The sequence below is a fragment of the Peribacillus muralis genome (assembly GCF_001439925.1).
Taxonomy (GTDB): domain Bacteria; phylum Bacillota; class Bacilli; order Bacillales; family DSM-1321; genus Peribacillus; species Peribacillus muralis.
Genome location: NZ_LMBV01000045.1, coordinates 1 through 12,789, shown reverse-complemented (window position 1 = coordinate 12,789; position 12,789 = coordinate 1). Strand labels below are relative to the sequence as shown.

At 33.7% G+C, this 12,789-nt stretch carries 19 protein-coding genes and 1 tRNA gene; 14 read left to right on the top strand and 6 right to left on the bottom strand.

Translation table 11 applies throughout. The features are described from left to right. Both ASU00_RS24865 and ASU00_RS23545 read right to left on the bottom strand, forming a co-directional pair. Nucleotides 1-165: YvrJ family protein (locus tag ASU00_RS24865; protein WP_082630600.1), on the bottom strand; the 165-nt coding region annotated here is incomplete at its 3' end. Beyond that, the gene (locus ASU00_RS23545) at nt 149-1,087 is read right to left on the bottom strand and encodes a S8 family peptidase (protein ID WP_236712827.1); all 939 of its coding nucleotides are present in this window, start codon (nt 1,085-1,087) and stop codon (nt 149-151) included. The genes ASU00_RS23545 and ASU00_RS24865, both read right to left, overlap by 17 nt. Nucleotides 1,088-1,265: 178 nt before the next feature. Between ASU00_RS23545 and ASU00_RS23540 the strand changes: the two genes are divergently transcribed. From ASU00_RS23540 to ASU00_RS23510, 8 genes are all read left to right on the top strand, one after another. After that, complete coding sequence (locus ASU00_RS23540; RefSeq protein ID WP_057915870.1) at nt 1,266-1,895, top strand: RNA polymerase sigma factor; 630 nt, start codon at nt 1,266-1,268, stop codon at nt 1,893-1,895. Next, nucleotides 1,888-2,097: a hypothetical protein gene (locus ASU00_RS23535; RefSeq protein ID WP_057915869.1), complete on the top strand. Its 210-nt coding sequence runs from the start codon at nt 1,888-1,890 to the stop codon at nt 2,095-2,097. The genes ASU00_RS23540 and ASU00_RS23535 overlap by 8 nt, the downstream gene beginning before the upstream one ends. Before the next feature lie 724 nt (nt 2,098-2,821). Beyond that, on the top strand, nt 2,822-2,983 hold the full coding sequence (locus tag ASU00_RS26505) for a hypothetical protein (RefSeq protein ID WP_161809784.1): 162 nt from the start codon (nt 2,822-2,824) through the stop codon (nt 2,981-2,983). 21 nt (nt 2,984-3,004) lie between these two features. Beyond that, on the top strand, nt 3,005-3,736 hold the full coding sequence (locus ASU00_RS23530) for a hypothetical protein (RefSeq protein ID WP_057915868.1): 732 nt from the start codon (nt 3,005-3,007) through the stop codon (nt 3,734-3,736). Between the two features lie 337 nt (nt 3,737-4,073). Further along, a complete protein-coding gene (locus tag ASU00_RS23525) occupies nt 4,074-4,646 on the top strand; it encodes a tyrosine-type recombinase/integrase (protein WP_057915871.1) in 573 nt (190 codons plus the stop codon). A 321-nt stretch (nt 4,647-4,967) separates the two neighbouring features. Then, a complete protein-coding gene (locus ASU00_RS23520) occupies nt 4,968-5,480 on the top strand; it encodes a MerR family transcriptional regulator (protein ID WP_057915867.1) in 513 nt (170 codons plus the stop codon). Nucleotides 5,481-6,031: 551 nt separating this feature from the next. After that, nucleotides 6,032-6,763 (top strand): hypothetical protein, encoded by a 732-nt coding sequence (locus ASU00_RS23515; RefSeq protein WP_057915866.1) that lies wholly within the window; start codon nt 6,032-6,034, stop codon nt 6,761-6,763. A 16-nt stretch (nt 6,764-6,779) separates the two neighbouring features. Further along, nucleotides 6,780-7,187, top strand: coding sequence for a hypothetical protein (locus ASU00_RS23510; protein WP_057915865.1), 408 nt, complete (start codon nt 6,780-6,782; stop codon nt 7,185-7,187). A 925-nt stretch (nt 7,188-8,112) separates the two neighbouring features. On the opposite strand, the gene ASU00_RS23505 is transcribed toward ASU00_RS23510, so the two are convergent. Next, nucleotides 8,113-8,535: a hypothetical protein gene (locus ASU00_RS23505; protein ID WP_057915864.1), complete on the bottom strand. Its 423-nt coding sequence runs from the start codon at nt 8,533-8,535 to the stop codon at nt 8,113-8,115. 423 nt (nt 8,536-8,958) lie between these two features. On the opposite strand from ASU00_RS23505, the gene ASU00_RS26755 reads away from it, so the two are divergent. After that, nucleotides 8,959-9,087 carry a hypothetical protein gene (locus tag ASU00_RS26755; protein WP_269085359.1) on the top strand — a complete coding sequence of 43 codons (129 nt, stop codon included), beginning with the start codon at nt 8,959-8,961 and terminating at the stop codon, nt 9,085-9,087. A 197-nt stretch (nt 9,088-9,284) separates the two neighbouring features. Here the strand turns inward: ASU00_RS26755 and ASU00_RS23500 are convergent, their stop codons facing one another. Then, nucleotides 9,285-9,809: a hypothetical protein gene (locus ASU00_RS23500; RefSeq protein ID WP_057915863.1), complete on the bottom strand. Its 525-nt coding sequence runs from the start codon at nt 9,807-9,809 to the stop codon at nt 9,285-9,287. Nucleotides 9,810-9,988: 179 nt separating this feature from the next. Between ASU00_RS23500 and ASU00_RS25210 the strand changes: the two genes are divergently transcribed. From ASU00_RS25210 to ASU00_RS23485, 4 genes are all read left to right on the top strand, one after another. After that, nucleotides 9,989-10,195: a hypothetical protein gene (locus tag ASU00_RS25210; RefSeq protein ID WP_152983836.1), complete on the top strand. Its 207-nt coding sequence runs from the start codon at nt 9,989-9,991 to the stop codon at nt 10,193-10,195. Between the two features lie 281 nt (nt 10,196-10,476). Further along, nucleotides 10,477-10,725 carry a hypothetical protein gene (locus ASU00_RS23495; RefSeq protein ID WP_057915862.1) on the top strand — a complete coding sequence of 83 codons (249 nt, stop codon included), beginning with the start codon at nt 10,477-10,479 and terminating at the stop codon, nt 10,723-10,725. A gap of 25 nt (nt 10,726-10,750) precedes the next feature. Beyond that, the gene (locus tag ASU00_RS23490; protein WP_057915861.1) at nt 10,751-11,185 is read left to right on the top strand and encodes a hypothetical protein; all 435 of its coding nucleotides are present in this window, start codon (nt 10,751-10,753) and stop codon (nt 11,183-11,185) included. A gap of 399 nt (nt 11,186-11,584) precedes the next feature. After that, entirely contained in the window at nt 11,585-11,872 is a 288-nt protein-coding gene (locus ASU00_RS23485; protein ID WP_057915860.1) for a hypothetical protein, read from the top strand. Between the two features lie 128 nt (nt 11,873-12,000). On the opposite strand, the gene ASU00_RS23480 is transcribed toward ASU00_RS23485, so the two are convergent. Then, nucleotides 12,001-12,219 carry a hypothetical protein gene (locus ASU00_RS23480; RefSeq protein ID WP_057915859.1) on the bottom strand — a complete coding sequence of 73 codons (219 nt, stop codon included), beginning with the start codon at nt 12,217-12,219 and terminating at the stop codon, nt 12,001-12,003. A 12-nt stretch (nt 12,220-12,231) separates the two neighbouring features. Then, entirely contained in the window at nt 12,232-12,477 is a 246-nt protein-coding gene (locus tag ASU00_RS23475; protein ID WP_057915858.1) for a glutaredoxin family protein, read from the bottom strand. A gap of 117 nt (nt 12,478-12,594) precedes the next feature. Between ASU00_RS23475 and ASU00_RS23470 the strand changes: the two genes are divergently transcribed. Then, nucleotides 12,595-12,665 (top strand) — tRNA-Cys (locus ASU00_RS23470). Nucleotides 12,666-12,789 lie beyond the last annotated feature (124 nt).

Here is a 12,789-nt window from a genome sequence, read left to right as displayed (position 1 = left end):
ACCAGACGACATTTTTCGATTTTCAATAGAATTTTTAAGACTTGTAATAGCTGAGGTCAAAGATTCGATTTTTTTCTCCATCCGTAATAATAGATAAGCTGCTAAAACCAATGGAAAACCGAAATTTCCTATTAAAGTTGCAAATTGATTAAGATCTTGGTCCACGTTGATCAACCCCTTTTAAACGAATCAGCCCTTTCCCCTGTAACTTGTAGGAATATCCGGTTAATAGAATGGCGTTTTCAGCTAAATAATTTTCGATGGTAGTTCGGTTATAATGGATAGCGTTTGCTTTAAAATAACTTAACAATAAAGCAATTGACCCGGAAACTTGAGGTGTGGCCATCGAAGTTCCTGACAATGTCGCATAATCATTTTCTAGGAAAGTTGAAAAAATATTATCACCAGCACTTACATAGTCGATATTAAGATTGGAATTTGTATAAGCTGTAGGTACACGCTTTTCGTTAATTGATCCGATTTGCAAAACTTCCTGATAATATCCTGGGTATGACAATTCATCAGTTGTATCTACTCCATCACCTTCATTCCCAGCTGCTGCCACTATAGTAATATTTTTTGAAACGGCTTCATCAATTAGTGATCTTAACTCTGAATTATCTGTAGTTCCTCCTAATGACAGATTTATAATATTGATTGTTTCTCCATGTTTACCTTCCCAATTCAACGCCAATTTTAATCCTCGAATTAACTGTGTAACGTTGCTATTTCCATACTGATTTATTACTTTAATGTTCAAGAGTTTAGCTTCTGGAGCAATTCCTATCTTATGGATTTTATTTGTTGCTGCAATGATACCGGATACATGGGTTCCGTGACCGATATAGTCTTTTGATATATTGAAAGCGCCATCATCATCGGTAGTAAAGTTAAAAGAATCAATAATATTGGGATATAACTCATCATGGAAAGAACAACCTGAATCAATTACAGCAATGTTTACTCCTTGACCGTTATAGCCAGCCTTCCAGAAAGATTCCGCATTGACCATTGATATTCCATAATTAAATTTCATTAAAGATTTTTTAGCGAATTTAGGAAAAATAACCTGACTTATTTTTAACACCCCCTTTGGGATTAAGAGTGAAAATCGCAAGGAAGAAAACTTAATAAATTGTAATATTTTCTAATTTATCCGGAACTTAAGGAACGTAAGTTCGTAAATAAAATTAGAAAATTTTGTTTTTAAAAGAATTTAATTCACTTATATGTAAAATAAAGTATAAATATGGAGGGTAAGATTAATGGGGGTAGACGTTGATTGTTGTCGATGTATTAAAATTGAAACTTTAAAAGAAAATGTAACGAAATTTGAAGAAGATAAGTTATTCCAGGAATTTCTTAATGATGGAAATAATAAGGCTGACTTTTTTTCTTTGCTGAATACGCCTACGACAGAGAAGGCCCAAGTTCTGGATTTGAGATTCCGGGAGTTTTTTAGACAGAAGAAAATCCTTAATTACCTTTATGGAATGATTAGGCGTTTCGCTGTTGACTATGATAAACGTGTAAGGCGAAGAAATATGAACTACCTACTGATACTAGATAAACAAGTAGGAAGTGGAGATGATTTTAATAAAAATACATTGACAGATTTAATTCCATCTAATGCTAAGACACCCTTAGAAGAAACATTAGTAAATGAGGAACAATTTTTTTTAGAAAACGAGGAATTGAGAAGGGTATTTATAAATTTAAAGCAAAAACAAAAAGACATTTTAAAAATGTATTACGTTGAAGGATTGACTAATAAAGAGATTGGTCAAAGATTGAATAAGAGCCCTCAGAATATACAATATTGGCATAAAAAATCAATTCAAGAGCTTTATAAATCGTTAACAGAATTAGCAAAGGATGGTGCTGTAAATGAATGAACTATCAACAAAAGAAATTGAGATCATATTAAATAAGTTAGATACTGCCATAGACCGTGAATTAAAACAAACGAGCTTTCAAGAAAGAGCAGATTTAAAACAGGATTTGAAAGAAAAAATGATTATTAAAATTAAAAATCGTTCGGAATTTGATAATATTAATTCCAATTTATTTGGATATTTATTGGGGTTGATTTCATGATAGTTAGGTAAGAGAAGCTTTGTCGTATATTCATATGAACCTCTTGTTGCTCAAATTATATCAATCTTAGGTCAATCTTTAAACAGGCGACTAAAGGTCTCTATCAGTGATGGCATTTTACATATAATTAAGCCCAATATATATCAAAATGAGCTGGTATTAAGTTATCATACGACTCCAAATACATCAGTGTGCTCCGTTTTTTCTTAGATCCAAGTCTGCCCAAAGTCATATCCCCTTAACGGTCTGGTAGAAACATAAGAGAAAAGTGGGGCGAAGCTTTGCAGATTCGAAAGAACTGCATGGGCTTTGCTATTTCCAGTTACGGTGTCTTCACACTACGAGTGAGTTTCACTTACCGAATCGTGTCAGGCCACCTATCTAGAAAACTTGGTTAATAACGGAATAAATTAATAAAACGTTTTTTTATAGATGGAAATACATAGAAGAAGCGTAACAAATAAAATATTGATGTCTTTTAAAAATATTCTCTAAACCTTAAAAACTTGAGAACTTATTTTGTTTTAGGTTTTTAATAGAAAAACTTTCACTTATATAAGAGACAAATAATTCAGACTCATTTGTTATATATGTTCTTATGGAAAAGAAGAAAAAAAACACTGATTTTGTGGTTTTTAATTACGATAAGAACCAAATTAAGGAGCAATAACTTTTCCATTTGAACATTAATTTTTAAAAAATTCTTTAGAAACGGGGTGATTTTATGGAAGAGAAAAGAGATTTAATTCAGCCCAAGGCTCATTATACGATTTGTGGAGGAGATATGCTTTGTTGTTTAATTTCTACTAAGTGTACTAGACAACAAATATTGGATTCAGCTACAGGTAAAGTAATTTCAGATCGTTGTGTAAACTGTGAAATTTAAATAGTAAACGGGGGTACAAGAATGAATAATGTAGTGAATGGACGCCAAATGAAAGAAAATGAAATTGTAACAGCATTAAAAATTAGTGAAACTAAAGACTTTCAACAAATGATAAGTACATTAGGACTTTATGTTAATTTGAACCAAATTAACTCTGAAGTTACTGAAGCCTATATGATGGATGCAGCAATCGAAGCCGGTGATGTTAAAGCTGTTCAAAAAGTCACTCATAACTTTGCTGAAAAGGCGAAAATTGAAGTATTCAACGTTGTTGAAAAAGCTGGAGAAACACCCCATCCATATATTTATGGGTCTGCTATTGTTGAAAACTGCATAGGAGAAAAAATCGTTCACGAATTTACAGCAATTAACGGTAAAGTTCATCCTTTGACTTCTTATTTGCAACCTGTGGAGGATAACGAAGCTGCGGAAGGGTTGAAGTTAAATGAAGATCCAAATTATGAACCATTCTCTTCGATTACCGCACAACATGTATTTAATGGAGAAGGTTGCTTTCCTGGATATAGACACTGTGGTAAAAATTGTGGCGATGGAAAGAAAACGGGCGGCGGTGAACCAACAGAAAATCTAGATGTATGCTGTCGTGCACACGATCGCTGCTGGTCTAACTTTGGCACTAGTGATCCTTGTTGCGATAAGAACCTAATTTCTTGTAGTAAAGCAACATCTGGAGATAAAGTCCTAAAAGACTTAATTGCTTCATATTTCGCTAATAATGCTAGTAAATGCTAATAGTAAAGACGAAGGGGTTTCCCTTCGTTTTTTAATTGTGATGGGATATCAATAGTTGCAGATTCTCCAACAAAGTGACATTTAATTGGTATACTCCTTAAAGTACATTATCAAAACAATGTCAAAAACAGATATGTTTTTGACGGTAAGGATATTTTTTCACTTTAAATGAAAGTATGATTATAGAAATTATCATACATTCAAAACCTTGATTTCATTGGCTTCTTTCGTTTTTTCTCTTTATAATGATAAAGAAGAAAAAATCGCACATTCAAATCATTGGTACATAAGGGTTTTGGACGCCTGGTTTTTGAATAGAGAAGAAAGGTCGATGAAGATGACACAACCAAAAGATGTGCAGCCAATCCGGGATCAGCAGCAGTTAGAAGATATGAAATGGGCGCTGAAGCGCCATTGTTCGGAGCGTGATTACATCCTGTTTGTCGTAGGCTGTGAGACCGGCCTACGCGTCGGGGACCTACTCAAGCTCACCACGAAGCAGATCCTTGACCTTAAAGGCAAACAAAACAAAATTCTCCGGGTCAAAGAAGGCAAAACGCAAAAGATCCGCGACATGTATATCGCGAATTGCTTCGAAGAGGTCTTTGAGTACGCCCAAAGCGTCTCGAATCCCTATTTATTCCCGTCCAGGAAGGGAGAACGCCCCATTACCTCTACCCAGGCCTACCGACAGCTAAATAAGGCCGCAGAGTTCGCTGGGGTGGAACATGTCGGCAACCATACTTTAAGAAAAACGTTTGGTTATTGGTTTTACAAAGCGACCAAGGATATTGCGATGCTGCAACGGATTCTGCATCATTCTCATCCATCCGTTACCCTGCGCTATATCGGCATTACGGAAGAGGAAATGAACAATATATTAAAAACATTTAGTGTCTTTCATTCATGAAAAGGTATTCAGTTAGTATAGAAATGGAATGAGAATCCTTTAGAGTAGTCTAATTATCTAAATCGCTATCGAGAAAGGATTATTTCTGCTGAACCTGAAATGTCTCCAGAAGAGATCGCTGTGAAAAAGGATGAAGTTCAAGCTCAATTTAAGAAACTTAGACAAGGATAAGCACTTAGAATTCGTCATGACGTTATATAAAGCATGCTGTAGAAGTTGCTAAAATTTCAACGTTTTAGGCTGTAGAAGTTGCTAAAATTTCAACGTTTTAGAAGGAATGTTATAATGTCATAACGAAATACATAAACGAGGTGAAACGTTATGACGGTTGTTTATAAATCTGGTGACGTTATGAAAAAGCTAGGATTGAAGGAATCAGTCTTTAAAAAATACTATTTAGCTCTTGAAAAAGAAGGCTATTCAATTCAGAAGAATTCTTCCAATCATCGAGTTTTTACCGAAGAAGATATTCAGACTTTAGAAACCTTCATGCAACTAATCAAGTATGACGGTATGACGGTTGAATCTGTTGCTAAGAAAATCGGAGAAATGAAAGGTCATAACGTTGTAACTGAAGAAAAATCAAGTCATGACGTTATGTCCTTAATTACTATTGCTCTGGAAGAACAAGCTAAGAAGTTTGAGTTGCAGAAGAAAAAAGATGAACAGCTACTTATGGAACGAATGCAAGAAGTTCAAGCAAAGAAATTTGAAGAAGTTGAAAGGCAGTTAGAAGAAATCAAATCTTCAAGTAAAGAAGCAGCTGCAAGCAGTCAGAGAATCGAAGAGCATCTTGTTAAGAAAAGTTGGTGGCAGAAATTATGGCAACAATAAACGAAGTTTCAGCAGTTATATGAACGATTTAATCAATTGGAAGAAAAAATTGACCAGGTAGAAATAAATTCAGAAAAGTCCTTAAATAAGCCTAAAAGTGATTAAATCAGTGTTTGTGAGGAGCTCGTGAAGGCAATTATCTTTGGCTAGTAAGAGGTTTATATTATTGGTTTAACGTAGGTCTCTACAAGGAGACTGCTTTTGTCTTCTCTAGGTATAACGTAAAAGACTTATAAACTATCGAATTTACTTGTTTTTTGGTAGCAATTGTTGGATAATTAACCATAATATAATACGGACGTAAAAAAGAACTCCAACGTGCCTAAGTGGTATCCCCATACCCTTAAACCGTTCCCCCTACCTACACTAGGGAAAACACCTGTCGAAGTTCTTTGTAACTTACAATATTGTACATTCATTTTAGTGTATTTTGCTGTTAGTTTCAAGGAAAAAATGTTGTTTCTTTCATTAGACCACATTTAAAAGACGCTGTTTCCCTTAATTTTATAGGGATCAGTGTCTTTTTTATTGTCCTCTAAGGAGGAAATACCATGTTATCTGGAAGAATTGAGAACTTTAAAGAATATAGCCAATTTGATAGTTTGAAATCCTTCAATACCACGATTGAAATATTCCTGGCAGACCATAAGAAAGACTTTACTAAAGGCGAACTGGTGGCGTTTAAACGCCTAGTACGATACTCTGCGAAGTATTTTGGTGTTGCTAATGCTAAGATCGGAACGTTATTGAAAACAATCAATGAAAAATTAAATGGATTCGGTATCAGTCGTTCCACCTTTGAACGCATGCTGAGGAAGGCGAAGGATTTCGGTATATTGACCGTGAAAAACACGGTTAAACGTAAGGGTGGTAAGGGTCATAATGTGTTTGTCTTCAACACAATTGATGTATTGAAAAAGAGAATTTTGACGCATTGTGAGAACACAGAAAAGCCTTGTGAGAGTAAGGATGAACAGCCAAATAATGAAAAAGAATCTATTGTTCTTTTAGAATCTAGTACTATAAAACAAGAAAGTAATAATATAAGCGATAATAAAATAATGAAGGCTGTTTTTAATAGAGTACAAGATGCTATCAAAGAAGGTTCAACCATTACATACATATCCAGTTACGTTGATAGAGTTTTCAGGTCAATGGAACGCCAAGCCTTACATATGGAAAACAACCGTCAAAAAGCATTAAGAAAGAAACGTGAAGATGCAGCACGTGAATTTTTAAATCCAATCAAAGACGTACCATTCTGGGATTGGCTAGAACAGTGAGGGAGAGATTGCCAAAGTGAAAGAAAATCAAGTCTTAAAGAAAAACAGAAGGGGTACTCAATATATCGAGGCGAATGGTGAAATTATCGCAAAGCGTTGTAGTGGTTGTGGGGAAATGATCGAGTTGGAAAACTTCTCTAAGTCTAATGCGGGTTTAGGCGGTACGATTAGCAAATGTAGACCATGTATTGTGGAATATAATAAAAAATTCAGCGAAAAAAAGCCTGAATATGATAAAAGATACTATGAGAAAAATAGAAAAGGTACGGAAGCTAAGAAAGAGTCCGATAAGAGATATTATGAGAAAAACAAAGGTAAAATCATTGAATCTAGGAAAAGATATTATCAAGAAAATAAAGAACGTGTACTTGAACGTGCGAAGGAATCTTATCTTAGGAATAAACGGGAGGTAAACGAAAAATAACCCCTGTACCACCTTTTTAAAGGCGGGTACATACTACAGCGCATAATGTCGGGAATATGCGAATAGTTATAGGTTATACATACAATGCTACGGTTCTTTACTCATCACCTCGGCGGTGGAATCGTAGCAAGCAATGTATCCAAAAAGTCGCATGTGGGCTGCAGAATCTGTCAGCTTTACAGAAATCTCCACATTTAAAAGCCGAACCTAATTTTCATTTCGGCTTTTCGGAGACATACAGCATGATAAATCAATGGATGGATTTATATTGTGTGCTAGGAGATTCCATTTTATTCGATGTATGGGGTTCACTCTGTTTTGTGAATACCGGTGTATGGCACATGCGAATGTAGTTTACATAATGACGCTTCTGGGCAGTTGATCGTTTCACAAATCCAGTGATATCAATGGATTTGAAATAGTATCGAATTATCCAATATGCAGGATTTGATACATCGTTGATATAAAGCCTTTTGTCGGAACATCATATTCCGTATTTCCCGTTTTTCTTGCATAAATGATGGGTGGTTTTCATGGAGAGAAAAAGGAGCATGTACTGCCTATTTTCCTGATGAGAATATTCACAATTTGTATGTTTATCATTATCACTGGGGTTTTATTTACTACTATGTGGTTATACCTCAACTAACTGAAGTAACATCTTTGATGAAATCGTGGAGCTAGATCAAAATGGATAAAGGAAATGCTTTAGTAGACTTCATTGAGCGTATAGGAATAAAGGAAAAACTAAAATAAAAACCACAGAAGTTATCCTTTCCTGTCAGACAGCGTCTGTGGTTAGATCTAACATATTTATTTTTGCAAAGTGGAAAAGATTAAAACACCAATTTAGAAAATTATGTTTTATGTATCGGTTAATGGTTAAGATCCAACGCTATGTATAATGTAGAAGCTTGAAGATTTTCTATCTTTTATCTAAGATTTCATTGAAAATTTGACCTTCTCCATTTATGTTAATTATTTTAAGTCGACTGGTGTTTTTGATAAATATGGTTTTGTATTGTTCTACACCGTTACTATCAATCAGAAGAAGAACGCGTTTACCTTCGTTATCTGTTACAGTTTGAAAGTTATAATCTTTATTATCAATTTGCTCAATAATATTGTTATATTCAGGTAATGAAGTCCATTCCTCATGATTTACACTTTCCTTAGATTGGTTTTGAACGTTTTCTTTTGACTGTTCATTTTCTTGTCGAACTTCTTGTTCAACCTCGGTTTGCTCATTTTTTTCTGTAACCTCGTTATTGTTTTTCTCTGCTCCATTACTGTTACAAGCTGTTAGCATTGTTGCAGCAGCAATTAATGTAATAATCATTTTGTACATTATTTTTTTCACCTCCTATTGATTTAATCTACTTTAATTCTAACAACAAACCCTTGCTAGGGGTACGGAAACGATTCGAAGAATGAGGGGTCAGAATGGGGGTAAATACCATTAATCAATTTTTGTGGATATGCTAGGGGCAGGTTAGTTCAAAAAGCGCAGTGTATTCACTGTGACTTAAATTTTTTCATTGTCTGAATAATGAATAGCAACAAATTAAAAGAGGGATAATAAGACTTCTGCAATTTATTAGGAGTCTTATGTTTAATGGGAATTTCAATTTTCATCAGCAGTTTATTGCTATTATGTGAGGTGCTAAACCTGATTTTAGTTAAAATAATTTTACTTTACATACTTATATTTCTCTTTATTACAGCATCTATTTATATCTTTCGTTACTTTTCCCTTTAAGGGGAACTCGAGGTGATATTAATGTATGATACATGGATTTATAAAAATTTCATCAATACAGGGTACTTCGTGATCGTAGTGATTGTCGTATGGATAGTACTATCCGTTCTCTTTATTAATTTTGTAACTAAAAAAGAATAATTCGTTATTTCATGGACTCCTATCAGCACAGTTTGTGTCAATTCTGCGATAAGTCTTAATGAACTAACGGGTTCGTTAGTTCAGCGAAAATGTTCCAGTATTTCGGCCATACAGGCCGTTTAATAGTTTGATGGATTTTTCATTGAGTAAAAAGCTAACACTTGTTATATGGCTTGCTAGGGCCTTAAAACATCACTTTATAGTAAGTTCTTCGACTTAAATATACTTCGCAAACACTCATTGATTAATTCGGACTTAACTCCACTCTCAACGGAATCAATAACTGAAATCACATCAGTATCGAAATAAAAGCCCCGATACACCTTTTTTGCTTTCTTCCCTGATAGCAATCTATCAATGTTGTCGCTGCCCTTCTTGCTAGCATTATCACTATTTGTTTCGGGGGTTACTTGGATAGTATCTTGCAACGTGCTTGCTACTTCCATACTAGCCTTTTTACTTTCATTTTTACTGCCCTTTTTGCTAGTGGTTTCACTTTTCTTTTTGTGTGGAATCTTCTTGAATACCTCATCTATAGGAAGATCATAGATACTTTTATCTTTTCCCATAAAGGTGTATTTGCTTTCGGTTGCCACCCAAACTAAACCAAGTTCTTTTATCTTAATCTGGATTGTTCTGTCAGAAACATTATATTTGTTAGCAAGGTCTTGTACCTTTAACTCTCTATTTTCAATAGCTTGTACCATATCTCTTACTAGCACTTTAATCCCTCCATTACTTTTATTTTAAAAGTTGTTTATATGATAATTTAGGTAATACACTATATTATTCAATGCTAACCATTTACTTTCCTTTCTACTTTTATAATTACTATCACCTTGTACCGAATGCTCCTAGAATGTGGGTTGTGATTTTTTAATAAGCTTCGGTTTCATCTGAAATGCAAGCAGAACCTAATAAGGAAACACCACTACAAGAAAAAAGAACAGATAGGGAAACTCGCCATTTAGGTCAAGTTGTTGCTGATAAAGTACGTAACAATCCATCTGTAAAAACGGTCAAACGAACGTACCAAATCGGACAAAACACAGGCGAATCTTTAAGCAGAAATATTGCTAAGTTTCGTAAAAATAATAGAAACGATTAATAAAAAAAGAGAAGGGAATTTGGATTTTCCCTTCTCTTTTTTTAAAAATTATAGTGGACATTAACCGGACATTCATAAAAATTATAGTGGACACAAAACGGACATTGCATTAAAATAAGGGGACATAAAGTGGACATTCACGGATTCAAGATGTACCCATTAAAACACTAGGCTTTGCCTAGCTCCACAACGTAGTTGGGGACAGTTTTTCCTTATGCTCTTTCTCTTTTTAGCTAGTGGAGAATCCGAATTTAGTTTTTGTTCAAAGGAGAGTTTAAACAATGGAGTTAAAGATAAGAAATGTAGACCCATTTGTAGTAAAAACATTTGATGAATTAGCAAAGAAAAAATCAATTTCAAGACAGGAACTTTTAAATTCAATACTTACTAAAGTTGCCTATGAACAAGGAATGAATGAAAAAGAAGCATTACTGGAAATGCTCGTTCAAAAAAATATTAATGTTATGAAAAAAATGACAGATAGGGTTGAGCAACTAGAAAATTTATTAAGTGATTTGATGGAAGAATAAATAATTAGAAAAGGTGATGATTTAATTGTCTAGTGAGGAAAAAGCAAGATTACGTTTATCCGTTAATCCAGAAGTGTTGGACTATATCGAAGAAATTAAGGAGGAACAAAATTTAAGTTTTAATGGTGATGCTGTTTCATTTTTAGTGGCGGATCATCAACGTCTAAAAAAAGAACAATGGTCACTTAATTATGTTGCGGAAGTTGTAAGTAAGAATTTGCATGAGACATTAAAAGAAGAATTAACCAGGATTCGATTAGGTACAAATAATACGGATCGTAACACTCAAATTATCATGGAAGTTTTAAATGGAATGATGATTAATGATAATGTTGAGAACATAATGACAACGGATCAATTGGAATCTGATGGTTTAAAAACAGCAAAGGATACAATTCAAGAGCGAATTGAAAACAAAAGACAAAAACGTGTTGAATGGGAAGCATCTCGTCAAAAATGAAGAAAGGGAAACCCCACCATTAAGTGGGGTTTCCCTTTCTCTATACTTTACTCGTCGTCCTGTCCCTTCTCCTTCTTACTCTGCTTGTAAGCAAGGATACTAATAACAAGCGATCCGACAGGAGCGAGGGTCTCGATAGTCTCGAGGATCTGGTCAAACATTCCACAAATGAATAAATTTTAAGGTTTATAGTTTTGCAAAAAAATATATTTTACAAAATATGTATACAGTGTAATTATTTTACGTATTTTAAATTGGGTATTTATGTTAATATAGTGAATAAATGTGCTTGAAATAATAAGAGAGGATAGTTGAAGGAGGTCTTTTTAGTTCAGATAGAGAATAGTATGGTGAAGAGAGATTTTTAAGGATTAAAAAGGTTAATATTAGGAGGGTAAAATGGTTGATAAGAGTGTTGAGAAACAGCAACTGAACAAACTCAGGACTTATATTTATATCACTATAGCATTACTTTTTTTAATGATATTTATATTTGTTAGCCTATTATTTTTGTATTTTCCTATGATAGGTATTTTAGACGTTAGGTACTTACAACCAAAAATAGCAATTTTTTCATTTTTAATTTCTATTGTATTTTCTATTTTAGCAATAAAAAATCTCGTTGGTAAGATATTGTTAGCATTAAACATAGTTCTAATGCTATTTATGATTTTTTTTGGGCCATAAATACAAAAAGACTATTTTAACGTACAATTGTCAGGTCGTTACAACAACATAGGCTTTCCAAGATTAATAAATAAAATTAAAAAGCAAAAAGGCCCGGATAGGGCTTTTTTTGCTGCAAAAAGAAGAAATTAAGTCATTAACTTAGGGGAACAGCAAGCGCACAATTGGATTCCGTAAACATCTTCTATACTTTGTTTCATGCCTCTTAGTTCTTTGCTATACTCAAGAGAAATGTTCTGATAAAGTTCCCTTTCGCTATCACTACAACATTCAATACATTTTCCTATTTTCAATAAATCTATTTTAATTTGATTATATTTTTCTAACTGAATCTCAAGTTCTTTCATAAAAATCCACCATTATAAAGATAATAATTCAGAGATTTTTTTTATATTTGCTCCTACGATTGTATGTTCTTCACTGTTTACCTTAATTATCGTTGTAGGAGTATACATAAAGCCTAAATTTTTAAACTCTTTATCTACTTCAAGATCGTTTGTTATATCTTTGTCTAGGTAGCTGATATTTTGTTCTCTTAACCATTGTTTGAATTCATTACATGGCCCACAATGAGGCATTGAATATAAAGTCATTGTATAGTTCATTTTGGTTCCTCCTTAATATGCTTTCAATTAATTAAGTGAAAAGGAATTATGAAAAAACAAAATTTTTTTGTTTTTTCATAATTCCTTTTCACTAATAAGAGAGTAGAAATAAATAATGGTGGCATAGCCAAGTGGTAAGGCGTAGGTCTGCAAAACCTTGATCGTCGGTTCAAATCCGATTGTCACCTTAATAAAAAAAGAGGAATGACCCTGAAAAGGTCATTCCTCTTTTTTTTATTCGTCACCAGACGACATTTTTCGATTTTCAATAGAATTTTTAAGACTTGTAATAGCTGAGGTCAAAGATTCGAT

Excerpts from the sequence above, each read along its gene's own strand:
- ASU00_RS23540 (WP_057915870.1), top strand. The coding sequence starts at position 1,266 with ATGGGGGTAGACGTTGATTGTTGTCGATGTATTAAAATTGAAACTTTA.
- ASU00_RS23535 (WP_057915869.1), top strand. The coding sequence starts at position 1,888 with ATGAATGAACTATCAACAAAAGAAATTGAGATCATATTAAATAAGTTA.
- ASU00_RS26505 (WP_161809784.1), top strand. The coding sequence starts at position 2,822 with ATGGAAGAGAAAAGAGATTTAATTCAGCCCAAGGCTCATTATACGATT.
- ASU00_RS23530 (WP_057915868.1), top strand. The coding sequence starts at position 3,005 with ATGAATAATGTAGTGAATGGACGCCAAATGAAAGAAAATGAAATTGTA.
- ASU00_RS23525 (WP_057915871.1), top strand. The coding sequence starts at position 4,074 with ATGACACAACCAAAAGATGTGCAGCCAATCCGGGATCAGCAGCAGTTA.
- ASU00_RS23520 (WP_057915867.1), top strand. The coding sequence starts at position 4,968 with ATGACGGTTGTTTATAAATCTGGTGACGTTATGAAAAAGCTAGGATTG.
- ASU00_RS23515 (WP_057915866.1), top strand. The coding sequence starts at position 6,032 with ATGTTATCTGGAAGAATTGAGAACTTTAAAGAATATAGCCAATTTGAT.
- ASU00_RS23505 (WP_057915864.1), bottom strand. The coding sequence starts at position 8,535 with ATGTACAAAATGATTATTACATTAATTGCTGCTGCAACAATGCTAACA.
- ASU00_RS25210 (WP_152983836.1), top strand. The coding sequence starts at position 9,989 with ATGCAAGCAGAACCTAATAAGGAAACACCACTACAAGAAAAAAGAACA.
- ASU00_RS23495 (WP_057915862.1), top strand. The coding sequence starts at position 10,477 with ATGGAGTTAAAGATAAGAAATGTAGACCCATTTGTAGTAAAAACATTT.
- ASU00_RS23485 (WP_057915860.1), top strand. The coding sequence starts at position 11,585 with ATGGTTGATAAGAGTGTTGAGAAACAGCAACTGAACAAACTCAGGACT.
- ASU00_RS23480 (WP_057915859.1), bottom strand. The coding sequence starts at position 12,219 with ATGAAAGAACTTGAGATTCAGTTAGAAAAATATAATCAAATTAAAATA.
- ASU00_RS23475 (WP_057915858.1), bottom strand. The coding sequence starts at position 12,477 with ATGAACTATACAATGACTTTATATTCAATGCCTCATTGTGGGCCATGT.